Below are 24,084 nucleotides of genomic sequence, written 5' to 3'. Positions count from 1 at the left end.
GTCCACCCCTCCCCCGTATCCCCCGTAACGACGAGAAAAGGGTAGTGCGCCGTTCCCGTACGGCTTACGGCTGCAGCAGATCCACCTTCACGTCGGCCGGGAAGCCGGTCGTCGGCCCGACCCGCCGGGCGAACTCGGCGACCGCGGCCAGCTGCGGCCCGCCGAAGCGGAAGTCCAGCGTCGTGAAGTACCGCTCCAGGACCCGCTCGTCGAAGTCCTCCCAGCGGGCCGCCTGCTCGGCGACCTTGCCGACCTCCTCCAGGGAGAGGTTGCGGGAGGCGAGGAAGGCCTCGTGGACCTTGCGGGTGATCTCCGGCTCGCGCTCGAGGTAGTCCCGGCGCGCCGCCCACACCGCGAAGACGAACGGCAGCCCCGTCCACTCCTTCCACAGTGTGCCGAGGTCGTGCACCTCGAGGCCGAAGCGCGGTCCGTCGAGCAGGTTCGCCCGCAGGGCCGCGTCCCCGATGAGTACGGCCGCCTCGGCCTCCTGCATCATCAGGCTGAGGTCGGGCGGGCAGGTGTAGTAGTCGGGCTGGACGCCGTAGCGGTCGGCCAGCAGCAGCTGGGCGAGGCGGACGGAGGTGCGCGAGGTCGAGCCGAGCGCGACCCGGGCGCCGTCCAGCTCGTCCAGCGGGACCTGCGAGACGATCACGCAGGACATCACCGGGCCGTCGCAGCCCACCGCGATGTCCGGGAAGGCGACCAGGTCGTCCGCGTTCTTGAGGAACTCGACCAGAGTGATGGGCGCGATGTCGAGGTCTCCCTGCACCAGCTGCTCGCTGAGCTTCTCGGGGGTGTCCTTGGTGAGCTCGAAGTCGAGGAGCGTGCCCGTTCTCGCGAGCCCCCAGTACAGGGGCAGGCAGTTCAGGAACTGGATGTGGCCGACGCGCGGCCGGGTGCGAGAATTGTCCACATCGCGAGGCTAGACCCTATGAGGTACGGTGCAGCCTTCAGGGTGGTGCGGCGACGTCACCGGTGTCCCGTCAATCCCATTCCGAGACTTCAAACGTCCGGGTGACGTGATCTTGCCCTCTATTGCTTTCGGCTGCCCGCGTGCTAGGCTCGCCGCAAGTTGCAGTTTGGTTTCCCTTGCAGTACAGAGCCTGCGGAGCATGTAACCGCGGGCTCTCGTCGTTTTCAGAAGTATGCAGTTGTGCAGCACTGTTTTCACACTTGCAGGTTCTGGAGCAGGGCAACCCTTTGGGCCCAAGGAGGGCTTATGGCTACCGGAACCGTGAAGTGGTTCAACGCCGAAAAGGGCTTTGGCTTCATCGCCCAGGAGGGTGGCGGCCCGGACGTGTTCGTCCACTACTCCGCCATCAACGCGAGCGGCTTCCGCTCGCTGGAGGAGAACCAGCAGGTCTCCTTCGACGTGACCCAGGGCCCGAAGGGCCCGCAGGCGGAGAACGTCACCCCCGTCTGATTCGGTCTCGGAGCCTGGTGCTTTGATCCGGAACTGAGAGCAGTACCCAAGGAGCCCCGTGCCGCAAGGCAACGGGGCTCCTGCCTTTCCCCGTACCTCGCCCGTACGGCTCACACGTGCTGCATGACCAGCACGAACGTCGTCCCGGGCGCCAGCGCCTCGTACGAGTGCGACACGTCCCCGCGATACGTCATGTAGTCCCCGGGCCCGAGTTCCTCGGTCTCCCCCGCCGGGCCGGCCTTCACCCTTCCGGTGCTCACGATCAGATGCTCCACCGTGCCCGGGATGTGCGGCTCCGACTCACGGGCGGGGCCGGGCTCCGCGCGCAGGTGGTAGATGTCACGCCGGGCGCCGGGCGGGCTCGCGGACAGCAGGGTGGCCCGGTAGTCCGCCCGTTCCGAGGCCACGACCGGCCCCTCTCCCGCCCGGATCACGTGCACCGCAGGGGCGGGCGGCTCCACCAGCACACTGAAGGGCACCCCCAGGGCCACCCCCAGCGCCCACAGCGTCTCCACGCTCGGGTTTCCGCTTCCGCCCTCCAGCTGCGACAACGTCGACTTCGCGATCCCGGCCCGTTTGGCCAGCTCGGAGAGGGACAGCCCGGCGCGGGTGCGCTCGCGCCGCAGCGCGGCCGCGATCCAGTCCAGGGGGAGCCGGGGTGGTAGATCGGACGTCATGTTCGCTCCATCGGTACGACCGTTCGCCTTGACGAACGGCGCCTCTCCTGTTCATTCTAGAGAACATGCGTACGGCATGGCGAACGCCCCCGATGCCCGGCCCATCGACTCCCCCTCCGCCGCGGGACCTGATCCGTGACGCCTCCCTCGTCTGGCTCGCCAGCGGCATCGTCGGTGTCTCCTTCGGCGCGATCGCCGTGGCCGGGGGTCTGCCGGTGTGGGTGCCGGTGGTGATGTCCCTCGTGGTCTACGCGGGCTCCGCCCAGTTCAGCGCGGTCGGAGTCATGCTGGCCGGGGGCGGCCCGATCGCCGCGGCGGCCACCGGTCTGCTCCTCAACACCCGCACGGCCGCCTTCAGCCTCGCGATCGCCGACACCGTCGGGCCGGGCCGCCTCGCCCGCCTCATCGGCGCCCATCTCGTCACCGACGAGACCGTGGCCTTCGCCCTGGCCCAGGCTGATCCGGTACGGCGGCGGAGGGCGTTCTGGGTCTCGGGAATCGGCCTGTTCGTCGTATGGAACGTGGGTGTCCTGGTCGGAGCCCTGGCCGGGGGCGCGCTGGGCGACACGGCGACATACGGACTGGACGCGGCCTTCCCCGCGGTGCTGGTGGCGCTGGTGCTGCCCACCCTGCGCGCGGACGCCCGGATACGGCGGTCCGCGCTGCTCGGCGCCGCCCTGGCCCTCGCGGTGACGCCGTTCGTCCCGGCGGGGGTGCCGGTGCTGCTGGCGCTGGCTGGGCTGGTCCTGCACGGCCGCAAGGGAGCCTCCGCATGAACGCCACGGTCGCGGTCATCCTGGCCCTGGCGGTCGGGACGTACGCCTTCCGGCTGGTCGGTCCGGCGCTGCACGGGCGCGTGGAGCTACCGGCGCGCATCCAGGAGCTGCTGTCGGCGGGTGCGGTCGTGCTGCTGGCCGCCCTGCTGGCGACGGGTGCGCTGACGGAGAGCGGGGGCTTCGCGGGCTGGGCGCGGCCCGTGGGTGTGCTGGTCGGGGGTGTGCTGGCCTGGCGACGGGCACCCTTCGCGGTGGTCGTGCTGGGGGCTGCGGGGACGACGGCGGTGCTGCGGGCGCTGGGGGTGGGCTGAGCGGAGCGGGCCGAGGGGCTCGGCGAAGGTCGATTGTCAGTGGCGGTCGCTACGGTTTTGACCATGACCGAGACCCGTGACGAGACCCGCAACCGCGACGAGACCCTGGCCCTCGACGAGACCGTGTCCGAACCCGACTTCCTCACCAGCACCCGGACGTTCTACGACGCCGTGGCCGAGGACTACGCCGCCCGGTTCGAGCGGGATCTCGCGGACAGGCCGCTGGAGCGGGCGATGATCCAGGTGTTCGCCGAACTCGTGGGCGGCGAGGGGCCGGTGGCGGACCTGGGGTGCGGTCCCGGCCGGACGACGGCCCGCCTCGCCTCGCTCGGGCTGGACGTCTTCGGCCTCGACCTGTCGGAGTCGATGCTGGCGGTCGCCCGCCGCGAGAGCCCGGGACTGCGTTTCGAGCAGGGCTCGATGCTGGACCTGGACATCCCCGACGGGACGCTGGCCGGAGCGCTCTCCTGGTACTCCTCCATCCACACCCCGGCGGAGGAACTGCCCGCTCTGTTCGCCGAGTTCCACAGGGTGCTCGCACCCGGCGGCCACCTCTTGGTGGGCTTCCAGGCGGGCGACCAGCACCGCCACCACGACCGCCCCTGGGGCCGCCCGGTCTCGCTGACCTTCCTGCGCCGCCAACCGGAGGAGATGGTCCGGCTGTTGACGGACGCCGGCTTCAGGGTCCTCTCGCAGACGGTGCGGGAACCGGAGGAAAGCCTGGAGGAGACCTCCCCGCAGGCCTTCCTCATAGCCCGGAAGCCCGCGGTGGTGGCCTCCTAGAGCGCCCCGGCGATGTCCAGCGCCGCGATGTACCCGAACGTCATCGCGGGTCCGATCGTCGACCCGGCCCCGGCGTAGCTGTGTCCCATGACGGCGGCGCTGGCGTTACCGGCGGCGTACAGGCCGGGGATCACCGAGCCGTCCGGCCGCAGCACCCGCGCCCGCGCGTCCGTGACCAGCCCGCCCTTCGTCCCGAGGTCCCCGGGGACGATGCGGAAGGCGTAGTACGGGGGCAGCCACAGGGGTGCGAGGCAGGAGTTGGGGAGGACGGAGGGGTCCGTGTAGTAGTGGTCGTACGCGCTGTCGCCGCGGTGGAAGTCGCTGTCGGTCCCTTTGAGGGCAAGGGAGTTGAAGCGGTCGACCGTGGCGCGCAGGGCAGCGGCGGGAACGCCGACGGAGGCAGCGAGGGCGTCGAGGCTCCAGGCCTTGTGCGCCGCCCCCGAGCGGTACCAGTCGTCGGGGAAGGCGAGGGCCGGGGCGACGTCCTTGAACAGGTACCGGTCGCGGTAGTTCTGGTCGACGATCAGCCAGGCCGGGATGTCCGGGTCGGTGGGGTTGCGGTCGTACAAGGTGTGGACGACGTCGCTGTAGGGACCGGCCTCGTTGACGAAGCGGGAGCCCGCCGCGTTGACGAGGAGGCCGCCGGGGAGGGTGCGTTCGGCGAGGCAGAAGTAGGGCTGGTCGGGGAGCGGGATGGCCGGTCCCCACCAGGCGTCGTCCATGAGAGCGAGTGCGGCGCCCAGTTGTCGTCCCGCCCGGATGCCGTCGCCGGTGTTCTCCTTCGCGCCGACCGTCCACTCCGTCCCGATGGGCTGCCGCTGGTACTGGGCGCGCATGGCACCGTTGTGCTCGAAGCCGCCGGAGCCGACGACCACGGCACGGCGGGCGCGTACGAGCCCGGGGGCGCCGTCCTTCGTGACCACCGCCCCGGTGACGGCACCGTTCTCGACGAACAGCTCGGTGAGCGGGGTGCCCAGCCGGACGGGGACACCCGCCTCCAGCAGCCCCTTGCGCAACCCGGCGGCCAGCGACTGCCCCATCGTCAACGGCGTCTGCCCCAGCACCGCCGCCTTCGTGCCGCGCGCCAGGCACTCGGCGGCGACGGCGGCGCCCTTGACGCTCACGGCGGCGAGGGCGAGCCACTTGTAGTCGGCGCTGAACACGACCATGCCGGAAGGGACTTGCATGTACGGCGGATTGAGATGAGCGAGTTCGGCACCGAGGAGCTTGCCGTCGAACTGGTCGGGCTCGATGGAGCGGCCGCCCGGCAGACCGCCCGGCAGCTCCGGGTAGTAGTCGCTGTACCCCTCCATCCAGCGGAAGCGGAGCGGGCTGTTGGCCATGACGAAGGAGATCATGTCGGGGCCGTGGGCGAGGAAGGCGCTCTGCCGGGCCACGGGTACGTCCGGGCCGACGACCGCGGCGAGGTAGGCGGCGGCCTTGGCGGGGGTGTCCGGGACACCGGCGGCGAGGATCACGGGGTTGTTGGGGATCCAGATGCCGGCACCGGAACGGGCGGCGGATCCGCCGAAGGTGGGGGCCTTTTCGACCACGACGGTGCTCAGGCCGTGCTTGGCCGCCGTGAGCGCGGCGGTCATGCCGGCCGCGCCGGAACCGATGACGACGACGTCGTAGGCGCCGAGGAGGGGGAGGTCGGCGGCGGTGGCCGTGCTGGTGCCGGGGCCCGCGCCGACGGCCAGGGCGAGACCGGTGGTGCCCGCGGTACCGAGCACCTGCCTCCGGGTGGGTCGTGCCGTACGTCTCACGGGTTCCGCGCTCGTGACCATGGCAGGTCGCTCCAACCGGACGAGGGGTGGGGTGAGTTGCTCAGGTGCGGAGGTGTGGGGTGGGAATGTGGCGCGAGGGTCTTGGGAAGTCAAGGCCGGAGGCAGAAGCGGTACGAGGAATTCCGACGGTCGGCGACGAAGGGGATTCCGGGACATCCTGGGGACGCCCGCCCGACAGCGAACGAAATAACCGGTAGAAAGGAGCCGGACCCCTTATTGCAGCCCTTTTTCAGGGCGCGCCCGTCGCCCTCCTCGGGACGCGTCTTTCGCCCGCACCCGGGCCGCGGCCTGGATGGCCTGGACGTAGGGCTCGTCCTCGCGCTGGGTGGCCCGGGAGAGCTCGTCGAAGGGCACGAGTGCGCGATGGCCCGGATCCCGGTTCTCCATCCAGGCGGTCCAGGCGTCATGGACATCGGCCGCGGTGACCAGTTCCCCCTTGGCGCGCATGAGGACGGCGTAGAGAAGGAAGAGGCCGTCGGCGTCCGACGGGGGCCGGGCCTCCGGCGGCAGGAGTTCGCGGATCAGACCGGCGTCCGCGCGCAGATAACTCACGTGCAGAGTATGCCGACGAACAGACCTGCGTGCAATGCCGCGAATACCCAGGGGACTTTCCGTTCGGTGGAACCCAACTCGGTGTACCTGGTCCACCACGGTCCATCCGGATTCCCCGCCAGTATCTCCCACTCCTGGCTGAATATCTGTAGGGGGAGCCGCGGTTCGACGGCATTGATGATGTCGAATTTCGCGTGGTTGAGCACGCGGTAACTGCGCAACTGGAGCCACCAGACGAGGGATATGGAGATTCCGGCGAGCGTCAGTACGAGCGCGGCCCACCACGGCACATTCCGGTTTTCCGTGGCGGTGATGCCCAGCGCGCCGATGAATGCGGTCTGAACGGAGAGGAAGAATGCGTTCGCGGCGCCGCGCCGGGCGGAGACGCGGTCCGACATCTCGACGGCCATCTTGTAGAGGTCGAGGAGCTCCGGTGCGGGGTCGGGCACCTGCGCGCGGGCGGGGTCCCCGCCGGGGGCGGCCGGTTCGGACGTCACCAACTCCTGATGCCCTGACGGCAGTTGCCTCTAACCTTGCGGGCATGCCCCTCCCCAGTCTCCTGGGCGTCTTCGCGCACCCCGACGACGAGTCGCTGGTGTCCGGCGGTGTGCTGGCCCGGCACGCGGCCTCGGGAGCGCGCACGGCGGTCGTCACCGCCACCTGGACCGAAGGCACCCGGCGGGCCGGGGAGCTGGCGGAGGCGCTGCGCATTCTCGGGGCGGGGAATCCGCGGATGCTCGGGTACGCCGATGCGCACGTTCCCGAGTCGGCACCGGGCGCTCCGCGCTTCTGCGATGCGCCGCTGGACGAGGCCGTGGGGCGGCTGGTCAGGCATGTCCGGGAGTTCCGACCGGAGCTCGTGATCACGCATGACGCCTACGGCAATCTGTCCGGGCATCCGGATCACGTGCACGCCCACCGGGTGACGGTGCTTGCCGTGCAGGCGGCGGGTTGGGGGCGGCTGTACCCGGAGGCGGGGGCGGCCTGGGAGCCGAGTGCGCTCTACCTGGCCACGCATCCGGAGTCCGCGGTGCGCGCCCTGGGCCGCGAGGTGCTGCTCCGGCCGGGCCGGGCGATGTACAGCGTGCCCGACGAGTGGGTGTCGACGGTGGTGGATGTCGGGCCGTGGGTGGAGCAGAAGCTGGACGCTGTCATGGCTCATCGCAGCGAGGTGGAACGGGGGGCGCTGCCGGGCCGCCTCGCCGCGCTCCGGCCCGCGGACCGGGCCAGGGTGGTGTCCACCGAGTGGTACGTGCGGTACGGCGTCGCGGCAGCGGTGGAGCCGCGGCCCGAGCCGGCGTGGGCATCCAGGGCCGTCCAGGGCGAGCAACTACCTCCCCTCGCCTGAGGGTTGGGCCGATCACGGCAGCGTCCGCCACCCGGAGACACGAGGTGGCGGACGCTGCCGTATGGGGGTCGCGGTGGGTCGGCGTTAGGCCTCCTTGTGGCCGAGCTGGATGTCGACGCCCTCCTGGCTGCCGTTCAGGGTGACCTGGGTGGCCACCGGCGGGTAGCCGCTGGCGATCACGGTGTACTGCTCGCTGGAGAGGTCGGTGAAGGCGTAGCTGCCGTCGACGCTCGTGGTGCGGGTCCCCACGACATTGCCGGCGGCGTCGATCAGTGAGACCCGGGCGTCGTCCAGCGCACGCCCGTCCGGGGTGCGCACCGTGCCCCGCAGGGTCGCGGCCACGACGAGCCGGATGTCGCAGCGTGCGGTCTCGGCGGTGACCGTGGCCGGTACGGCGGCCGGGCGGTGGCCGGGGGCGCTGACGCTGAGCGTGTAGTCGCCGGGGAGCAGGTCGCCGATGCCGTAACCGCCGTCCGTGGCGGTGGTGGTGGAGGCCGTCACGTCGCCGCGCTGGTCGGTGGCCACCACCAGCGCGCCGGGCAGGACCTCGCCGTCGCCGCCGTACACCGTGCCGGCCAGGCCGCCCGGGCTGGGCAGGATCACGAAGTCGTGGGAGACCGGTGCGCCGTTCAGGGTCAGCGTGACGACCTGCGGCTGGTAGCCGGGTGCCGAGCCGATGAGGACGAGGCTGCCGCGCTCGGCGGTGTCCACCGCGTAGGTGCCGTCCTCGCGGGAGACGGCGCGGGCCAGTTGGCGGCCCGACGTGTCCAGGAGGGTGATCGCGGTCCGGGCAACGGGATGACCCGTGCCGTTGCGCACCTGCCCGCGGATGACGGCCGCCTCCGTACGGATCGCGGTCACCGCCACGGGACCGCCCGGGACGGGGGCCTCGACCTGCGCCCCGGCCTGCGTCCGGTCCTGTTCCGCGGGCTCGCTCGCGCTCCTCTTCGCGCGGAACAGCAGGGCCGTGACGAGCGCGCCGAAGGCGAAGAACCCGGCCGACCACCAGTAGGCGACCTCGTAGCTGTGCAGGGCCGCGTTCGCCTTGACCAGCGGGTCGGACAGATGGTCCTTGGCGTAGTTGGTGGCGGCGGTCGCGGCCAGCGTGTTCAGCAGCGCCGTACTGATCGAACCGCCCACCTGCTGGGTGGTGTTGAGGGCCGCCGAGGCCACGCCCTGGTCGCTCGCCCGGACGCCGAGGGTGGCGTAGCTCATCGCCGCGGGCATCGACATGCCGAGCCCGGCACCCAGCAGCAGCAGTGGGCCCAGCACATGCGCCGCATAGCTGCTGTCCAGGTCGAGGCGGGTCAGCCAGATCATGCCGCCGAGGGCGAGCAGCATGCCGGTGGGCACGACGATCTTGGGGCCGATCTTCGGCACCAGCCAGTTGGTGGAGATCTGCGCCAGCACCATCAGCGCGCCCACCATCGGCAGGAAGGCCACACCGTTCTTGACCGGCGAATAGCCCAGCGTCGCCTGGAGGTAGTAGGTGAGGAAGAGGAAGACGCCGAACATCCCCGCGGACGAGATGAGGATGGTGGACAGTGCGGCGGCGCGGTCGCGGTCGGCCAGGACGCGCAGCGGCAGCACGGGGTGCTTGGCGCGGGTCTGCCAGAGGAAGAACGCCACCAGCAGGACGGCGCCGGCGGCGAGGAAGCCCCAGGTCATCCAGTTGTCCCAGTCATGCGTCTCCGCGTTGGCGAAGCCGTAGACGATGCCGAACAGCCCGCCGGAGACCAGCAGGACACCGAGGACGTCCAGCTTCGGACGCTCGGCCGGGACGGAGCGGCCGATGAAGACGATCGCGCCGATCAGCGCCGGAACCGCGATGGCGTCGTTGACGTACAGCGTCCAGCGCCAGTCCAGGTACTCGGTGAGCAGACCGCCGAGGACCAGGCCGACGGCCGCGCCGGAACCGGCGATGGCACCGAATATGCCGAACGCCCTGGCGCGTTCCTTGGGTTCGGTGAAGGTCGTGGTCAGCAGGGAGAGCGCGGCCGGTGCGAGCAGCGCGCCGAACAGGCCCTGCACCGCGCGCGCGACCACCAGCATGGTGAAGCCGTTGGCCGCGCCGCCGACCGCGGAGGCGGCGGCGAAGCCGACGATGCCGACGATGAAGGTGGTCTTGCGGCCGAAGAGGTCGGCGAGCCGGCCACCGAGCAGCAGCAGACTGCCGAAGGCCAGGGAGTAGGCGGTGACGATCCACTGCCGGCCGTTGTTGTCGAAGCCCAGGTCCTGCTGGGCGGACGGCAGCGCGATGTTCACGATGGTGGCGTCGAGGACGACCATGAGCTGGGCGAGGCCGATCACGGCCAGCGCCCACCAGCGGTGCTTCGACGGGGCCTGGGTGGGGCCGGGCGGTCCGGCCTGGGCGGTGGCGGCAGCGGCGGCCGGGATGACTTCCACGATGGTGCTCCCCACATCGGTCCGAAACCGTTTCGTACATCAACCTAGGCGCAGAGAGGAGCGAAACGCAAACGTTTCGATGCGATGCCGCCGGGACGTACGAAAGATTCACAAAAGGCGGCTCACCGCTCGTACAGAGCCTCGACCTCCGCGGAGAAGTCCCGCATCACGGCCTCCCGCCGCAGCTTCATCGACGGGGTCAGATGGCCCTCCTCCTCCGTGAAGTCCCGGGGGACGATGACGAAGCGGCGGATGGATTCCGGGCGGGAGACCAGTTTGTTCGCCTCGTCGACCGCGCGTTGCAGGATGCCCCTCAACTCCTCGTCGTCGACCAGGAGTTCCGCGGGGACGGGGTGCCGCCCGTTCATCCGGCGCCAGTGGCTGACGCCCTCCATGTCGAGGGTGATGAGTGCGGCGATGTACGGGCGGCGGTCGCCCACGACCATGCACTGGGAGATCAGGGGGTGCGAGCGCAGCCAGTTCTCCAGGGGGGCCGGCGCGGTGTTCTTGCCGCCCGCCGTGATCAGGATCTCCTTCTTGCGGCCGGTGATCGTGAGGTAGCCCTCGTCGTCGAGACGGCCGATGTCGCCCGTCGGGAACCAGCCGTCGGCCGAGGAGGGGATCACTCCCCCGCCGTGCGGGTCCCAGTAGCCGCGGAAGACCTGGCCGCCCTGGAGGAGGATCTCGCCGTCCGCCGCGATGCGGACCTTGGTGCCGGGCATGGGCCAGCCCACCGTGCCCAGGCGGGGCTTGAGGGGCGGCGTGACCGTGGCGGCGCCGGTGGACTCGGTGAGGCCGTAGCCCTCGTAGATCTCCATGCCGGCGCCCGCGTAGAAGGCGGCCAGGCGGCGGCCGAGCGGGGAGCCGCCGGAGATGATGTGGCGGATGCGGCCGCCCATGGCGTTGCGGATGCGCCGGTAGACGAGCGGGTCGTAGAAGGCGCGGGCCGTCTTGAGGGAGGCGCCCGGGCCGGAGCCGGTGCCGGCGTGCCGGGCCTCCATGGCCTCGCCGTAGCGGACGGCCACGCTCGCCGCCCGGTCGAAGGCGGAGACCCGGCCGCCGACCTCCGCCTTGGCGCGGGCGTTGTTGTAGACCTTCTCCAGCATGTACGGGATGCAGAGGAGGAAGGTCGGCCGGAAGGTGCCCAGGTCGGCCAGGAGGTCCTCCGCCTGGAGGCTCGCGGCATGGCCCAGGCGGACCCGGGCGCGGATACAGGCGATCGCCACCATGCGGCCGAAGACGTGCGACATGGGCAGGAAGAGCAGCGTCGCCGGGTCTTCCGACTTCGACTTGAAGATGGGGTAGAGGAGTTCGGTCGCGTTGTCGACCTCGGCGAGGAAATTGCCGTGCGTGAGCACACAGCCCTTGGGGCGGCCCGTGGTGCCCGAGGTGTAGATGACCGTGGCGAGCGTGTCGGGGACCAACATGCCGCGGCGTACGGCGACTTCCTGGTCGGGGACGGGCGCGCCGAGTTCGGCCAGCCGCTCCAGGTGCCCCTTCTCCACGATCCACATGTGCCGCAGGTCGGGAAGGCGGCTGAGCTCCGGGCCGAGGGCCGTCGCCTGCCCGGCCATCTCCGTCACCAGGGCCACCGCGCCGGAGTCCTGGAGGATCCAACGCGTCTGGTAGACGGAGGAGGTGGGGTAGATGGGGACGGTGACGAGGCCCGCGGCCCAGGCGGCGAAGTCGAGGAGCGTCCACTCGTAGACCGTCCGCGCCATGATGGCGATGCGGTCGCCGGCCACCAGCCCTTCCGAGATCAGGCCCTTGGCGAGGGCCAGGACCTGCTCCGCGAACTCCGCCGCGGTCACGTCCGCCCAGTCCCCGTCCTGGGTACGGCGGCTGAGGACGCGGGCGTCCGGTGCCGCCTCCGCGTTGTCGAACGGCAGGTCGGCGAGCGAGCCGTGGGTGGGCGGCGGGACGAGCGGCGGGACCGACGCCTCACGCACTTCGCCGTCCAGCCGCCGTATCTCGGGCTCCACCAGCTGGGGGACGCCGTCGTAGTCGGACGCGGACGGATAGGGCACGGGCACGGACATGGCAGCTCCTGGGGCGTGCAGCTCGGTACCGCTCTGCTGTGAGGTACGTGCAGCGCGTACCGAGACGTTCACCGGCGGTGCGCGGCGGCAGGGTTACCGCGGGTTACGCGATAGTACGTGTCCGGGATGGGGAGTTGGTGCGGGCCCTCCGGGGGTTTTGCGGTGGGGTTGTGCCTTGGTCTGCCGTCTGTCGTCTGCGGCTGCGTCGTGGCTGGTCGCGCAGTTCCCCGCGCCCCTATCGGGGCGCTGCCGTGCCGTCGCGCCCCGCGGCGGAGCCGCACGTCGATACAGCCCCGCGCCCCTATCGGGGCGCTTCCGTTCCGTAGAGTTCCTCGATCTGTGCCGCGAATTCCTCTGCGATCGCTTCCCTCTTCAGCTTCATCGACGGGGTCAGGTGGCCCGCCTCCTCCGTGAAGTCGACCGGGAGGATGGTGAAGCGGCGGATGGATTCCGGGCGGGAGACCAGTTTGTTGGCCTCGTTCACCGCGCGTTGCAGGACCTGTCGCAACTCGTCGTCGTCCAGGAGCAGTTGGGCCGGGACGGGGTGCTTGCCGCGCATGCGGCGCCAGTGGCTGACGCCCTCCATGTCCAGGGTGATGAGGGCGCCGACATAGGGGCGGCCGTCGCCGACGACCATGACCTGGGAGATCAAAGGGTGGGCGCGCAGCCAGTTCTCCAGCGGGGCCGGGGCGACGCTCTTGCCGCCCGCCGTGATCAGCAGCTCCTTCTTCCGGCCGGTGATGTAGAGGTAGCCCTCCTCGTCGAGGCGGCCTATGTCGCCGGTGGCCAGCCAGCCGTCGACGGTCGCCGGGACGACGCCGCCCGCGTTCGGGTCCCAGTAGCCGCGCAGGACGTGGTCACCGGCCAGCAGGATCTCGCCGTCGGCGGCGATGCGGACCTTCGTGCCCGGTATGGGCCAGCCCACCGTGCCCAGACGGGGTCTGAGCGGCGGGGTCACGGTGGACGCGCCCGTCACCTCCGTGAGGCCGTAGCCCTCGTAGATCTCGATGCCCGCCCCGGCGTAGAACGCGGCCAGCCGGCGGCCCAGCGGGGAGCCGCCGCAGATCATGTAGCGGACCCTGCCACCCATGGCACCCCGGATACGGCGGTAGACCAGCGGGTCGTAGAAGGTGCGGGCGGCCTTCAGCGCGGCGCTCGGGCCGGGTCCCGTGCCGGCCTGGCGGGCCTCCGCCGCCTCCCCGTACCGCCGGGCCACGCCCGCCGCGCGGTCGAAGGAGGTGGCCCGGCCGCCGGTCTCGGCCTTCGCGCGCGCCACGTTGAAGACCTTCTCCAGCATGTACGGGATGGCGACGAGGCAGGTGGGGCGGAAGCTCGCCAGGTCGGGCAGGAGTTCGTCCGCCTTCAGGCTCGGCGCGTGGCCCAGCCGTACCCGGGCACGGATGCAGGCGACCGCGACCATGCGGCCGAAGATGTGCGACATGGGCAGGAAGTGCAGGATGGAGGCCTCTTCGCTGGTCCGTGAGCGGAACACCGGGTAGAGGAGCTCGATCGCGTTGTCGACCTCGGCGAAGAAATTGCCGTGCGTGATGGCGCAGCCCTTGGGGCGGCCGGTGGTGCCCGAGGTGTAGACGACGGTGGCGAGCGTGTCGGGGCTCAACATCCCACGCCGTACGTCCACTTCCTGGTCCGGCACCTGGCCGCCGTGCTCCGCCAGCCGCTCCACATGGCCCTTCTCGACGACCCACAGGTGCCGCAGATCGGGCACCCGGTCGAGTTCCGGGCCGAGGGCCGCTGCCTGCGCGGCGGTCTCCGTGACGAGTGCGACCGCCCCGGAGTCCTGGAGGATCCAACGCGTCTGGAAGGCCGAGGAGGTGGGATAGATCGGGACGGTGACCAGGCCCGCGGCCCAGGCGGCGAAGTCGAGGAGCGTCCACTCGTAGATCGTCCGCGCCATCACACCGAGCCGGTCCCCCGGCACCAGCCCCTCGGCGATCAGCCCTTTCGCCACCGCCAGCACCTCGTCGGCGAACTCGGCCGCCGTCACGTCCGCCCAGCGGCCCGACTCGGTGCGACGGCTGAGCACCTTGTCGTCGGGGGCGATGCGGGCGTTGTCGAAGGGCAGGTCGGCGAGCGAGCCGTAGGCCACCGGCGGGACGAAGGGCGGCACGGAGACCTCGCGCACCTCCCCGTCCAGCCGCCGGATCACGGGCTCCACGAGAACCGGCGTGCCGTCGTACGTGGTGGCGTGGACGGCGGCAGGCGAGGACGGCTGAGAGGTGGACACGGGCGACTCCAGACGTTCACCAGAGTTGCCCTGCGGGGGAAGTCACCGCAGGTCGGGGGAGGTGATCGTACGGCGCGCCAGTGATGAGCCGGTGTGGGTTCCAAGGTGGTCCGGCGACGGGGATGCGTCGGGGATGTGCAAGCTCGTCGCTTTTCTTGCCGATCAGGCCATGCCGGACGGTATGGTGAACGTTTTTCATCTTCTGCGCCACCCCCGCCTGCCCTTACCTCGGGTAACCTGACTCTGGAGTAAGCACAGCGTCCGTGGGGAGTTTTCGGTATGTCGATGTCCGTCGTCCTGCCCGGTACCCCCGCCCTCGGGCCCCTGCTCGCCCGCGGTGCCCTGCTGTCCCCCTTCAAACGCCCCCGCCCTGACGCCGACTTCCCCCGCAGCCGGCTCGTCCTGCCCGGACTGCGCATCGACCTCGCGCGGCTGGCGGCGTACGAGCGGGTGTGCGGCTTCGCGACCGGCGACGACGCACTGCCGCCGACCTATCCGCATGTGCTGGGCTTCCCGCTGGCCATGCGGCTGATGAGCGACCGGGGCTTCCCGCTGCCGCTGCTCGGCCTGGTCCACACATCGATCGAGATCACGCAGCGGCGCCCTCCCGCGGCGACCGGGGAGTACGAAATCGCGGTGTACGTCGGCGGGTTGGAGCCGCATCGGCGTGGCACCGAGGCCGCGGTGATCACCGAGATGCGGGCCGACGGGGACGTCGTATGGGAGTCGCGGAGCACCTATCTGGCGCGGCACCGGACGCGGCATTCCGGTGAGCCGCCCAGGGACGACCGGGAGCCGCTGCCCAACGTGGCCGAGTGGCGGCTGGCCGCCGACGTCGGGCGACGGTACGGCGCCGCGTCCGGCGACCGCAACCCCATCCATCTGCACCCGCTCACCGCCCGCCTCTTCGGCTTCCCCCGCGCCGTCGCGCACGGCATGTGGACGGTGGCCCGCTGCCTCGCCGCGCACGGGGTGCCCGAACGTGCCCGGGTGCAGGCGCGGTTCAGGGCGCCGGTGCTGCTGCCGGGGACGGTGACGTATGCGGCGGACGGGGAACGGTTCGAGCTGCGCGGGAGCGGGGGCCGCGTCCATGTGAGCGGGGGCGTCAGCGGCCTCGGGGCGGCCGGCGGCGCGTCATGACTCCGGGGTGGGCGGCGGCGACCAGGGCCGTCCGTCCATGAGGTTGCCCAGGCCCGCCCAGGCGAAGTTCATCAGGGTGGCGGCTGCCTGGCGGGCCGTGGTGCCGGGGGTCGCGTTGGCCCAGGCGGCGAGGGCTTCGGCGGCCCCGACCAGGGCCTCGGCGAGCCCGGCGACCTCCCGCTCGGGGAGGTTCGGATTGCGGTGGGCCTCCCTGGCCGCGACGACGATGAGCTGCGTCACGAACGCGACGATCTCCTCGCGCATCGCCGTGACCTCGGCCGCGAAGGGCTCGCGGGTACGGGCCTGCAGATGCAGCACGGCCCAGCCGTCCGGGTTCTGCGCGGTGTGCGTGAAGAACGCCCGCAGCCCCTCCCAGAGTTGGCGGTCGGCGGGCAGCTCGGGCATGACCCCGGCCCGGACGGCCTCGACGAGCGCCGTCGCCTCCCGGCGGATGCAGGCCGTGAACAGGTCTTCCTTCGAATTCAGGTACAGGTACACCAACGGCTTGGACACGCCCGCCAGTTCGGCGATCTCGTCCATCGACGCGGCCATGTAGCCACGCTGCCCGAAGGTCCGCACGGCGGCGTCCATCATCTGCTGCTCACGGACCGCCCGCGGCATCCGCTTGGTCTTCACGGCACCCATGGGGCAAGGGTAATTGGGAGCGGGCGCCCCCAACCCCGCTAGGAAGCCTGGGGTGCCTGGCCCTGCGCGCGGCTCGCGTCGTCCGCCTCGTCCTCCTGGGCGGCGTTCGCCGCGAAGCCGGCCTTCATCCGGTCGACCCGCTCGACGACCTTCACGGAGGCGCGGTCGCGCTCCCGCCGCAGGACGACGAAGCTGATGGGGGCGGAGATCACCAGCGCCAGCAGGCAGATCCACATGAAGTTGGACGCGCCGTAGCCGCGCGGGACGATGCCGGAATAGACGAGGCCCCAGACGACCAAGAAGCAGCCCGCGAAGATCCCGAGGCGCATCAGCGTGTAGCGGAGCATCTCAATCCACTCTTCCGTCAACGGTACGAACATTCCCAAAGGGCACCGTCCAGTGAAGCACGCCCGGGACCCGATCTTGCAGGGGGGTGTGCCAGGCCTCACGGCCTTTGTCCACGGGTTCTCAGCCCAGCGGCAGCAGCATGAAGACGTCGTCGCGGTAGTCGTCCGGGGCGACGCGGATGGCGCCGGGGACCCGGCCGACCTCCTTGTAGCCGCAGGAGCCGTAGAACCGCTCCAGGCCGTTCCCGCCGCGGCAGGTGAGCCGGATCGCGTCGATGCCGTCGAAGCCGCGGGCCGCGTCCTCGGCGGCGGCGAGGAGGTCCCGGCCGTATCCCCTGCCCTGGTGGCCGGGGTGCACCATCACCGTGTACAGCCACACCCAGTGCTGCATCAGCCGGTGGGTGTTGAAGCTGAAGAAGGCGGTCGCCGCGACCGCGCCGGACTCGTCCAGGCCGACGAGCAGCCGGCTCCGCCCCTCCGCCATGGCGACGAAGTGCTTCACGAGCTCCGGCCGTATGTCCTCGGCCGTGACCGGCGGTACGAAGCCGACCGAGCCGCCCGCGTTCGAGACGTCGGCCCACAGGTCGAGGATCCCGTCGCGCAGGGCGGGAGTGACGGCGGGGTCGAGAGTGAAGGTAAGGGACACCGGGCAATGGTACTCATTACGACAGTGCCCGCGCCGCCACCCCCAGGTCCGAGACGAGACCGCGGTAGGCCGCCTCCCTGTCGTCCGCCCGCAGCACGGCCGAGGGGTGCACGGTCGGCACGAGCCGCTCCCGTCTGCCGTGGATCTCCTCCTCCAGGACCGTCCCGCGCACCTGCGTGACCCGGAACGAGGAGCCCAGCAGCGCCTTCCCCGCGGTCGCCCCCAGCACCACGATCAGCTCGGGTTCCACCACGGCCAGCTCGGCTGCCAGCCACGGCCCGCACGCCGTCATCTCCCGCAGGCTGGGTGCCTTGTGGATACGGCGCTTGCGGGGCTCTGCCTGGGTGAACTTGAAGTGCTTGACGGCGTTGGTGACGTACGCGTCCGCCGGGTCCAGGCCGGCCTCGGCGAGAGCCCGGTCGAGCAGCTTGCCCGCGGGGCCGACGAACGGCTTGCCCTGGCGGTCCTCCTGGTCCCCGGGCTGCTCCCCGACGAGCATCACGCGCGCGTGCGCCGCGCCCGCGCCGAACACGGTCTGCGTGGCGGCGCGGTGCAGGGGGCAGCCCCTGCACTCTGCCGCCGCCTTGCGCAGGGCGGGGAGCCCACCGCGCTCGGGGAGGAAGGGTTCGGCGGTATACGCATCCTCGGGTGCCTTGGTGCTCACCATGGCGGACGAGTACCCGCCGTAGGCCCTCAGACCCATCGTCCTCTGCGGGTCAGCGGGGGCTGGTCGCGCAGTTCCCCGCGCCCCTCTGGGGCGCGGCCGTCAGACGCGCATGGGCTGCGGAGCTTCCCGGCGTGCCGGATCCGGGCCCTCGTACTCCCTGATGATCTCGTACCGAGTGTTCCGCTCCACCGGCCGGAACCCGGCGTCCCGGATCAGATCCAGCAGATCCTCACGGGTCAGCTTGTTCGGCGTGCCGTAGTTGTCGGCGTCGTGGGTGATCTTGTACTCGACGACCGACCCGTCCATGTCATCCGCACCGTGCTGCAGCGCGAGCTGAGCGGTCTGGACGCCGTGCATGACCCAGAAGACCTTGACGTGCGGGACGTTGTCGAACAGCAGCCGGGAGACCGCGAACGTCTTCAGGGCTTCCGCGCCGGTCGCCATCTGCGTCCGGGCCTGGAGCCGGTTGCGTACCTTGCCGTCCTTCATGTCCACGAAGTCGTGCTGGTAGCGCAGCGGGATGAAGACCTGGAAGCCGCCGGTCTCGTCCTGCAGCTCGCGCAGCCGCAGCACGTGGTCGACGCGGTGCCGGGGCTCCTCGATGTGGCCGTACAGCATGGTGCACGGGGTCTTCAGACCCTTCTCGTGCGCCAGGCGGTGGATGCGCGACCAGTCCTCCCAGTGGGTGCGGTGGTCGACGATGTGCTGGCGGACCTCCCAGTCGAAGATCTCCGCGCCGCCGCCGGTGAGGGACTCCAGGCCCGCGTCGATCAGCTCGTCCAGGATCTCGCTCGCGCTCAGCCCGGAGATCGTCTCGAAGTGGTGGATCTCCGTGGCCGTGAACGCCTTCAGCGAGACGTTCGGCAGGGCGGCCTTGAGCTCACGCAGCGAACGCGGGTAGTAGCGCCACGGCAGGTTCGGGTGCAGGCCGTTGACGATGTGCAGCTCGGTGAGGTTCTCGCCCTCCATCGCCTTGGCGAGCTTCACCGCCTCCTCGATGCGCATCGTGTACGCGTCCTTCTCGCCCGGCTTGCGCTGGAAGGAGCAGTAGGCGCAGGAGGCGGTGCAGACATTGGTCATGTTGAGGTGCCGGTTGACGTTGAAATGGACCACGTCACCGTTCTTGCGCGTACGCACCTCGTGGGCGAGGCCGCCGAGCCACGCCAGGTCGTCCGACTCGTACAGTGCGATGCCGTCCTCGCGGGTCAGCCGCTCACCGGCCCTGACCTTCTCCTCCAGCTCGCGCTTGAGCCCGACGTCCATACCCTCAACCTCTTTCTACGACAGCTCGACCCAACCGTACGCCTACCAGCTCAGACCTCTTCGGGCAGCTCTCCGACCCGGTTCTCCCACTTGGTGGAGAGCACGATCGTGGTACGGGTGCGGGAGACGCCCTTGGTGCCGCTCAGCCGCCGGATGATCTTCTCCAGGCCGTCCACGTCGTTCGCCCGCACCTTGAGCATGTACGAGTCGTCGCCGGCGATGAACCAGCAGTCCTCGATCTCGCTGAGCTCCTTCATCCGCTGGGCCACGTCCTCGTGGTCGGCGGCGTCGGACAGCGAGATGCCGATGAGGGCGGTGACGCCGAGGCCCAGCGAGGCGGCGTCCACGGTCGCGCGGTAGCCGGTGATGACGCCGGCCGCCTCCAGCCGGTTGATGCGGTCGGTGACGCTGGGTCCCGACAGGCCGACGAGGCGCCCCAGCTCCGCGTACGAGGCCCGGCCGTTCTCCCTCAGGGCCTGGATGAGCTGCCTGTCCACCGCGTCCATGCGATTCGATGCCTTCCGCTGAAGATTCCCGAGTAGATGAGAGGTACTGCGGCGTGCCCTACCGGCCGGCGCTCCCGCCGCCCAGTTCGCCCGCCCAGCGCCGGTACAGGCCGTGCTCGACGCCCGCCGCGTCCAGCACCCGCCCGGCGACGAAGTCCACCAGGTCCTGGATGTGGGTGGCGCCCGCGTAGAAGGCGGGCGAGGCGGGCACCACGGTCGCGCCCGCGTCGTCGAGCGCCACCAGGTGCCGCAGGGTCTGACCGTTCAAGGGGGTCTCCCGTACGGTCACGACCAGCGGCCGGCGTTCTTTGAGGGTGACGCTCGCCGCGCGCTGGAGCAGGTCCTTGGATAGGCCGAGGGCGACACCGGCCACGCAGGCGGTGGAGGCGGGCACGATCAGCATGCCCTTGCTCGGGTACGAGCCCGAGGACGGCCCCGCGGCCAGGTCCCCGGCGGGCCAGTACCGCACCCCGCCGATGTCCGCGTCGTGGACCCCGGGCTTGCCGTCGGCTCCCAGGCCCAGCCATTCCCGCAGGTCGTCCTGCCAGTGCGCGTCACGGAACGAGATCCCCGTCTCGTCCAGCAGCGTGAGCCGCGAGGCCCGGCTGACGACCAGGTCCACGCTCTCGCCGGCCTCCAGGAGCGCGCGCAGCACCGACGCGGCATAAGGCGTGCCGGATGCCCCGGACACCCCTACGATCCAAGGTGTACGCGCCGTCTCTCCTGGCTTGGCTGGGTTCACAACACCGAGCCTATCCGGCCTCCCAGCATGGGAACCGGTCGAGGGGGCTCGGGCGTTCTTCGGGCGGGGACGAGTGAGCGGTGGGGGTTGCCATGTCGGACAGCGGGCTCGAGTGGTCGCGCGGGGACCGGGCGAAGGCCGCGGCCAAGCTGATGGTGGGCTGGGTCGCGCTGCTGTGGCTGCTGGAAGTGGTCGACGTGATCAGCGGCCATGCGCTGGACGGCCTCGGCATCACACCGCGCGAGCCCTCCGAGCTGGTGGATGTCGTGCCCGCCGCCTTCATCCACTTCGGTTTCGCCCATGTGGCCGCCAACAGTGTGCCGCTGCTGGTCATGGGCTTCCTCGCGGCGCTGGGCGGGATACGCCGGTTCGCCGCGGTGTGCCTGGTCGTCATCGTGGCGGACGGCCTGGGCGTGTGGCTCGTGGCCCCGGCGCACACCAACACGGCGGGCGCCTCCGGCCTGATCTTCGGCCTCTTCGGCTTCCTGCTGGTCAGCGGCTTCGTGGAGCGCCGGCCGCTGGGCGTGCTGGTCGGTCTGCTGATCGGCGCGATATGGGGCGGCTCGATCCTGCTGGGCCTGTCCCCGCTGCAGACGGGCGTCAGCTGGCAGGGCCACCTGATCGGACTGGCGGCGGGAGTGGCGGCGGCGTTCTGGTTCCGGCGGCGGGCCGCAGAGCCTCGCGCGATTCAGGGCTGAGTACGGGAGCCGGGGGCGACAGGAAGACGGTCGGTGGTGAGCGTCAGCTTGCCGAGCGGGGAATCGAGCGTCACCCGGCGGCCGTAGGGCACGGTGTCGCGGCCGCGGTAGCCGTCAGGGCCGGGATTCCACATCGTCACGCAGTGGCCCGCGAGCGGATCGAGGACGACGTAGTCGGCGATGCCTCGGGAGGCGTACCAGCGGGGCTTTACCTCGTAGTCGCGGCGGACGCTGCCGCGGGAGACGACCTCTACGACGAGTTCGACGAGCTCGGGGAGGTAGGCGCTCTCGTTCCGCTCGGCCTCGGGCGCCGGGATGACGGCGAGGTCGGGGCAGAACTCGTTGTCGTCGTCGAAGGGGACGCCGACACCGCTGATGAGGGCCCACGCCTGGCCGATCTGCCCTTCAAGGCAGTTCCACACGTCGCGGATCGTTCTGCCGTGGTGCGGTGTGACCGGGCTCGCCACCACGCTGCCCTCGACGATCTCCACCCGGAAACCAGGCAGTGCCTCCTCGGCGCGGGCCAGCCCGGTGTGCAAACGGTCCATGGTGCGGACCGTACTCAGACGGTCAGACCCCGCACCAAAAGATCAAGCAGCGCACACACGAACAGGGCGATCCCGATGAACCCATTGACGCTGAAGAAGGCGCGGTTGAGGCGGGACAGATCATGCGGGCGCACGATGTTGTGCTCGTAGACGAACGCGCCCGCCACGATCATCAGGCCCACCCAGAAGAAGCCGCCCGCGTCCGTCACCACGGCGTACCAGACGAGCAGTGCCGTCACCACGGCGTGGCAGACGCGGGCGCCCCAGATGGCGGCCGGGATGCCGAAGCGCGCCGGGACCGACATGACGCCGATCTCGCGGTCCGTCTCGACGTCCTGGCAGGCGTAGATCAGATCGAAGCCGCCGATCCAGATGCCGACGGCGAGGCCGAGGATCACCGCGTCCCAGGACCACTCGCCACTGATCGCCAGCCAGCCGCCGACCGGGCCCATCGCCTGGGCGAGGCCGAGGATGGCCTGGGGGAAGTTCGTGAACCGCTTGCCGTACGGGTACACCACCATCGGGATCACCGCGATGGGGGCCAGGGCGAAGCAGAGCGGGTTGAGCAGGGCCGCCGATCCGAGGAAGACGACGACCGCGATCAGCGCGCCGGTCCAGGCGTGCTTCACCGACATCGCGCCGGTGACCAGTTCCCGCTGTGCCGTGCGCGGGTTCCTGGCGTCGATCTCCCGGTCGATGATCCGGTTCACCGCCATCGCGAAGGTGCGCAGGCCCACCATGCAGACGGTGACCAGGAGCAGCCGCCCCCAGTGGATGTTCTTGTCCCACTGGAACATCGCGGTGAGCGCGGCGATGTAGGCGAAGGGCAGGGCGAAGACCGAGTGCTCGATCATCACCAGGCGGAGGAACGCCTTGGTGCGTCCTGGCTGCGGGATCGCGGCGGAGGCGCTGCTCACAGGCCGTACTCCTTCCAGCGGCGGTCGACCTTCGCCGCCGTCTCCGGGTCGGACAGGACCATGTCGGGCCAGCCGCCGTCGCGCGTGTAGCCCTCCTCGGGCCACTTCTTCGTCGCGTCGATGCCTGCCTTGCCGCCCCAGAACTGCTGGTAGGAGGCGTGGTCGAGGTGGTCGACGGGGCCTTCGACGATGCTGAGGTCCCGGGCGTAGTCCGTGTTGCCGAGCGCGCGCCACGCGACCTCGTGGAGGTCGTGGACGTCGCAGTCGGAGTCCACGACCACGATCAGCTTCGTCAGGGACATCATGTGTGCCCCCCAGATCGCGTGCATCACCTTCTGGGCGTGCTTGGGGTACTTCTTGTCGATCGAGACGATCGCACAGTTGTGGAAGCCGCCCGCCTCGGGCAGGTGGTAGTCCACGATGTCCGGCACGATGATCTTCAGCAGGGGCAGGAAGAAGCGCTCGGTCGCACGACCCAGCGGCCCGTCCTCCGTCGGAGGCCGGCCTACGACGATCGACTGAAGCAGCGGCCGCTTCCGCATCGTCACGCAGTCGATCTTCAGGGCGGGGAAGGGCTCCTGCGGGGTGTAGAACCCGGTGTGGTCGCCGAAGGGCCCCTCGGGAAGCATCTCGCCGGGCTCCAGCCAGCCCTCGATGACGACCTCCGCCTGCGCCGGCACCTGCAGCGGCACGGTCTTGCAGTCGACCATCTCGATCCGCTTTCCGGCGATGAACCCGGCGAAGAGGTACTCGTCGATGTCGCCGGGGAGCGGCGCGGTGGAGGCGTAGGTGACGGCGGGAGGGCACCCGAAGGCGATCGCGACCGGCAGCCGTTCGCCCCGCCTCGCGGCGACCTGGTAGTGGTTGCGGCTGTCCTTGTGGATCTGCCAGTGCATGCCGATGGTGCGCCTGTCGTGGCGCTGCAGCCGGTACAGGCCCAGGTTGCGGATGCCGCTCTCCGGGTCCTTGGTGTGGGTGAGCCCCAGGTTGAAGAAGGAACCGCCGTCCTGCGGCCAGGTGAAGAGGGCCGGCAGCTGGTCCAGGTCCACGTCGTCGCCGGTGAGGACGACCTCCTGGACGGGGGCTTCCTTCACCTTCTTCGGCGGGACGTGCGTCATCGCGCCGAGCTTCCCGAAGGCCTCGCGGACGCCGACGAAGCCGTGCGGCAGCTCGGGGCGCAGCAGCCCGCCGATCTTCTCGCTGATCTCTCCGTACGACTTCAGCCCGAGGGCCTTCAGCAGCCGCCGGTCGGTGCCGAAGACGTTCATCGCGAGGGGCATGGCGGAGCCCTTCACGTTCTCGAAGAGCAGCGCCGGGCCTCCCGACTTCTGCACCCGGTCGACGATCTCCCCGACCTCCAGATACGGGTCCACCTCGGCCTTGATGCGCTTGAGGTCACCCTCGCGTTCCAGTGCCCTGAGCAGGGAGCGAAGATCGTCGTAAGCCATGCGTCCCAGTATCGCCGAGTCCCTCGAACCACCGACGCCCGCCCCGCCCGCCCCGGATATGACACAGGTTCTCAGCTTGTTCTTTATCTACCAAGATCGGCCGGGTCTGCCGATGGCCTTGAGGGTCTCGGGCCGTTTGACGGTTTTACCAACGTCGTAGCGGGGTGCGG

General features: G+C 70.6%; 25 protein-coding genes. 7 read left to right on the top strand and 18 right to left on the bottom strand.

Going from position 1 to position 24,084, the window contains the following annotated elements:
- Nucleotides 1–64: 64 nt before the first annotated feature.
- Complete coding sequence (locus ACWCRD_RS41245) at nt 65–913, bottom strand: menaquinone biosynthetic enzyme MqnA/MqnD family protein (protein WP_450970810.1); 849 nt, start codon at nt 911–913, stop codon at nt 65–67.
- A 306-nt stretch (nt 914–1,219) separates the two neighbouring features.
- On the opposite strand from ACWCRD_RS41245, the gene ACWCRD_RS41240 reads away from it, so the two are divergent.
- Nucleotides 1,220–1,423, top strand: a complete 204-nt coding sequence (locus tag ACWCRD_RS41240) for a cold-shock protein (RefSeq protein WP_003992177.1) — start codon at nt 1,220–1,222, stop codon at nt 1,421–1,423.
- Between the two features lie 110 nt (nt 1,424–1,533).
- Here ACWCRD_RS41240 and ACWCRD_RS41235 read toward each other — a convergent pair whose 3' ends face one another.
- Nucleotides 1,534–2,100: a helix-turn-helix domain-containing protein gene (locus tag ACWCRD_RS41235; RefSeq protein WP_450970809.1), complete on the bottom strand. Its 567-nt coding sequence runs from the start codon at nt 2,098–2,100 to the stop codon at nt 1,534–1,536.
- A gap of 65 nt (nt 2,101–2,165) precedes the next feature.
- On the opposite strand from ACWCRD_RS41235, the gene ACWCRD_RS41230 reads away from it, so the two are divergent.
- The 3 genes from ACWCRD_RS41230 (at nt 2,166) to ACWCRD_RS41220 (ending at nt 3,970) form a co-directional block, all read left to right on the top strand.
- On the top strand, nt 2,166–2,876 hold the full coding sequence (locus ACWCRD_RS41230; protein WP_450970808.1) for an AzlC family ABC transporter permease: 711 nt from the start codon (nt 2,166–2,168) through the stop codon (nt 2,874–2,876).
- Nucleotides 2,873–3,187: an AzlD domain-containing protein gene (locus ACWCRD_RS41225; protein WP_450970807.1), complete on the top strand. Its 315-nt coding sequence runs from the start codon at nt 2,873–2,875 to the stop codon at nt 3,185–3,187. The genes ACWCRD_RS41230 and ACWCRD_RS41225 overlap by 4 nt, the downstream gene beginning before the upstream one ends.
- Nucleotides 3,188–3,250: 63 nt before the next feature.
- Entirely contained in the window at nt 3,251–3,970 is a 720-nt protein-coding gene (locus tag ACWCRD_RS41220) for a class I SAM-dependent DNA methyltransferase (RefSeq protein WP_450970806.1), read from the top strand.
- Here ACWCRD_RS41220 and kstD read toward each other — a convergent pair.
- From kstD to ACWCRD_RS41205, 3 genes are all read right to left on the bottom strand, one after another.
- Nucleotides 3,967–5,757 carry a 3-oxosteroid 1-dehydrogenase gene (gene kstD, locus ACWCRD_RS41215; RefSeq protein WP_450970805.1) on the bottom strand — a complete coding sequence of 597 codons (1,791 nt, stop codon included), beginning with the start codon at nt 5,755–5,757 and terminating at the stop codon, nt 3,967–3,969. The two genes, ACWCRD_RS41220 and kstD, sit on opposite strands and share 4 nt — an antisense overlap.
- Before the next feature lie 213 nt (nt 5,758–5,970).
- A complete protein-coding gene (locus tag ACWCRD_RS41210) occupies nt 5,971–6,309 on the bottom strand; it encodes a DUF7701 domain-containing protein (RefSeq protein ID WP_450970804.1) in 339 nt (112 codons plus the stop codon).
- Nucleotides 6,306–6,806 (bottom strand): RipA family octameric membrane protein, encoded by a 501-nt coding sequence (locus ACWCRD_RS41205; RefSeq protein WP_450970803.1) that lies wholly within the window; start codon nt 6,804–6,806, stop codon nt 6,306–6,308. The genes ACWCRD_RS41210 and ACWCRD_RS41205 overlap by 4 nt, the downstream gene beginning before the upstream one ends.
- 44 nt (nt 6,807–6,850) lie before the next feature.
- Between ACWCRD_RS41205 and ACWCRD_RS41200 the strand changes: the two genes are divergently transcribed.
- Nucleotides 6,851–7,657 (top strand): PIG-L deacetylase family protein, encoded by an 807-nt coding sequence (locus ACWCRD_RS41200; RefSeq protein WP_450970802.1) that lies wholly within the window; start codon nt 6,851–6,853, stop codon nt 7,655–7,657.
- Nucleotides 7,658–7,741: 84 nt separating this feature from the next.
- Here the strand turns inward: ACWCRD_RS41200 and ACWCRD_RS41195 are convergent, their stop codons facing one another.
- The 3 genes from ACWCRD_RS41195 to ACWCRD_RS41185 form a co-directional block, all read right to left on the bottom strand.
- Nucleotides 7,742–10,054 (bottom strand): MFS transporter, encoded by a 2,313-nt coding sequence (locus tag ACWCRD_RS41195; protein WP_450970854.1) that lies wholly within the window; start codon nt 10,052–10,054, stop codon nt 7,742–7,744.
- 131 nt (nt 10,055–10,185) lie between these two features.
- Nucleotides 10,186–12,102: an AMP-dependent synthetase/ligase gene (locus ACWCRD_RS41190; RefSeq protein WP_450970801.1), complete on the bottom strand. Its 1,917-nt coding sequence runs from the start codon at nt 12,100–12,102 to the stop codon at nt 10,186–10,188.
- Nucleotides 12,103–12,403: 301 nt separating this feature from the next.
- Nucleotides 12,404–14,347 (bottom strand): AMP-dependent synthetase/ligase, encoded by a 1,944-nt coding sequence (locus tag ACWCRD_RS41185; protein WP_450970800.1) that lies wholly within the window; start codon nt 14,345–14,347, stop codon nt 12,404–12,406.
- 285 nt (nt 14,348–14,632) lie between these two features.
- On the opposite strand from ACWCRD_RS41185, the gene ACWCRD_RS41180 reads away from it, so the two are divergent.
- Nucleotides 14,633–15,487, top strand: a complete 855-nt coding sequence (locus ACWCRD_RS41180; protein WP_450970853.1) for a MaoC/PaaZ C-terminal domain-containing protein — start codon at nt 14,633–14,635, stop codon at nt 15,485–15,487.
- Here ACWCRD_RS41180 and ACWCRD_RS41175 read toward each other — a convergent pair.
- The 7 genes from ACWCRD_RS41175 to ACWCRD_RS41145 all read right to left on the bottom strand — a co-directional run bounded on the left by ACWCRD_RS41175 (nt 15,482) and on the right by ACWCRD_RS41145 (nt 20,303).
- Entirely contained in the window at nt 15,482–16,132 is a 651-nt protein-coding gene (locus tag ACWCRD_RS41175; protein ID WP_344403565.1) for a TetR/AcrR family transcriptional regulator, read from the bottom strand. The genes ACWCRD_RS41180 and ACWCRD_RS41175 overlap by 6 nt on opposite strands.
- A 38-nt stretch (nt 16,133–16,170) precedes the next feature.
- Nucleotides 16,171–16,479, bottom strand: coding sequence for a DUF4229 domain-containing protein (locus tag ACWCRD_RS41170; RefSeq protein ID WP_450970799.1), 309 nt, complete (start codon nt 16,477–16,479; stop codon nt 16,171–16,173).
- Between the two features lie 121 nt (nt 16,480–16,600).
- Complete coding sequence (locus tag ACWCRD_RS41165) at nt 16,601–17,125, bottom strand: N-acetyltransferase family protein (RefSeq protein ID WP_450970798.1); 525 nt, start codon at nt 17,123–17,125, stop codon at nt 16,601–16,603.
- 16 nt (nt 17,126–17,141) lie between these two features.
- Nucleotides 17,142–17,792, bottom strand: coding sequence for a UdgX family uracil-DNA binding protein (locus ACWCRD_RS41160; protein ID WP_450970797.1), 651 nt, complete (start codon nt 17,790–17,792; stop codon nt 17,142–17,144).
- 99 nt (nt 17,793–17,891) lie between these two features.
- The gene (gene mqnE, locus ACWCRD_RS41155; protein ID WP_450970796.1) at nt 17,892–19,055 is read right to left on the bottom strand and encodes an aminofutalosine synthase MqnE; all 1,164 of its coding nucleotides are present in this window, start codon (nt 19,053–19,055) and stop codon (nt 17,892–17,894) included.
- A 50-nt stretch (nt 19,056–19,105) separates the two neighbouring features.
- Nucleotides 19,106–19,561, bottom strand: coding sequence for an Lrp/AsnC family transcriptional regulator (locus ACWCRD_RS41150; RefSeq protein WP_030945405.1), 456 nt, complete (start codon nt 19,559–19,561; stop codon nt 19,106–19,108).
- A gap of 58 nt (nt 19,562–19,619) precedes the next feature.
- Nucleotides 19,620–20,303 carry a UbiX family flavin prenyltransferase gene (locus tag ACWCRD_RS41145; protein WP_450970795.1) on the bottom strand — a complete coding sequence of 228 codons (684 nt, stop codon included), beginning with the start codon at nt 20,301–20,303 and terminating at the stop codon, nt 19,620–19,622.
- Nucleotides 20,304–20,395: 92 nt separating this feature from the next.
- On the opposite strand from ACWCRD_RS41145, the gene ACWCRD_RS41140 reads away from it, so the two are divergent.
- On the top strand, nt 20,396–21,001 hold the full coding sequence (locus ACWCRD_RS41140; protein ID WP_450970794.1) for a rhomboid family intramembrane serine protease: 606 nt from the start codon (nt 20,396–20,398) through the stop codon (nt 20,999–21,001).
- On the opposite strand, the gene ACWCRD_RS41135 is transcribed toward ACWCRD_RS41140, so the two are convergent.
- From ACWCRD_RS41135 to ACWCRD_RS41125, 3 genes are read right to left on the bottom strand one after another with little or no spacing between them, the layout of a single operon-like run.
- Nucleotides 20,992–21,549, bottom strand: a complete 558-nt coding sequence (locus tag ACWCRD_RS41135) for a Uma2 family endonuclease (RefSeq protein ID WP_450970793.1) — start codon at nt 21,547–21,549, stop codon at nt 20,992–20,994. The two genes, ACWCRD_RS41140 and ACWCRD_RS41135, sit on opposite strands and share 10 nt — an antisense overlap.
- A 14-nt stretch (nt 21,550–21,563) precedes the next feature.
- Nucleotides 21,564–22,466: a menaquinone biosynthesis prenyltransferase MqnP gene (gene mqnP / locus ACWCRD_RS41130; protein ID WP_450970792.1), complete on the bottom strand. Its 903-nt coding sequence runs from the start codon at nt 22,464–22,466 to the stop codon at nt 21,564–21,566.
- On the bottom strand, nt 22,463–23,914 hold the full coding sequence (locus ACWCRD_RS41125) for a menaquinone biosynthesis decarboxylase (protein WP_344403558.1): 1,452 nt from the start codon (nt 23,912–23,914) through the stop codon (nt 22,463–22,465). The genes mqnP and ACWCRD_RS41125 overlap by 4 nt, the downstream gene beginning before the upstream one ends.
- Nucleotides 23,915–24,084: the final 170 nt, after the last annotated feature.

The sequence above is a fragment of the Streptomyces sp. NPDC002092 genome, assembly GCF_053593775.1.
This window is presented reverse-complemented; position numbering and strand designations above follow the sequence as displayed.

Coding starts and splice junctions, on each gene's coding strand:
- ACWCRD_RS41240 (WP_003992177.1), top strand. CDS start 1,220: ATGGCTACCGGAACCGTGAAGTGGTTCAACGCCGAAAAGGGCTTTGGC.
- ACWCRD_RS41235 (WP_450970809.1), bottom strand. CDS start 2,100: ATGACGTCCGATCTACCACCCCGGCTCCCCCTGGACTGGATCGCGGCC.
- ACWCRD_RS41230 (WP_450970808.1), top strand. CDS start 2,166: ATGCGTACGGCATGGCGAACGCCCCCGATGCCCGGCCCATCGACTCCC.
- ACWCRD_RS41225 (WP_450970807.1), top strand. CDS start 2,873: ATGAACGCCACGGTCGCGGTCATCCTGGCCCTGGCGGTCGGGACGTAC.
- ACWCRD_RS41220 (WP_450970806.1), top strand. CDS start 3,251: ATGACCGAGACCCGTGACGAGACCCGCAACCGCGACGAGACCCTGGCC.
- kstD (WP_450970805.1), bottom strand. CDS start 5,757: ATGGTCACGAGCGCGGAACCCGTGAGACGTACGGCACGACCCACCCGG.
- ACWCRD_RS41200 (WP_450970802.1), top strand. CDS start 6,851: ATGCCCCTCCCCAGTCTCCTGGGCGTCTTCGCGCACCCCGACGACGAG.
- ACWCRD_RS41190 (WP_450970801.1), bottom strand. CDS start 12,102: ATGTCCGTGCCCGTGCCCTATCCGTCCGCGTCCGACTACGACGGCGTC.
- ACWCRD_RS41180 (WP_450970853.1), top strand. CDS start 14,633: ATGTCCGTCGTCCTGCCCGGTACCCCCGCCCTCGGGCCCCTGCTCGCC.
- ACWCRD_RS41175 (WP_344403565.1), bottom strand. CDS start 16,132: ATGGGTGCCGTGAAGACCAAGCGGATGCCGCGGGCGGTCCGTGAGCAG.
- ACWCRD_RS41170 (WP_450970799.1), bottom strand. CDS start 16,479: ATGCTCCGCTACACGCTGATGCGCCTCGGGATCTTCGCGGGCTGCTTC.
- ACWCRD_RS41160 (WP_450970797.1), bottom strand. CDS start 17,792: ATGGTGAGCACCAAGGCACCCGAGGATGCGTATACCGCCGAACCCTTC.
- mqnE (WP_450970796.1), bottom strand. CDS start 19,055: ATGGACGTCGGGCTCAAGCGCGAGCTGGAGGAGAAGGTCAGGGCCGGT.
- ACWCRD_RS41150 (WP_030945405.1), bottom strand. CDS start 19,561: ATGGACGCGGTGGACAGGCAGCTCATCCAGGCCCTGAGGGAGAACGGC.
- ACWCRD_RS41140 (WP_450970794.1), top strand. CDS start 20,396: ATGTCGGACAGCGGGCTCGAGTGGTCGCGCGGGGACCGGGCGAAGGCC.
- ACWCRD_RS41135 (WP_450970793.1), bottom strand. CDS start 21,549: ATGGACCGTTTGCACACCGGGCTGGCCCGCGCCGAGGAGGCACTGCCT.
- ACWCRD_RS41125 (WP_344403558.1), bottom strand. CDS start 23,914: ATGGCTTACGACGATCTTCGCTCCCTGCTCAGGGCACTGGAACGCGAG.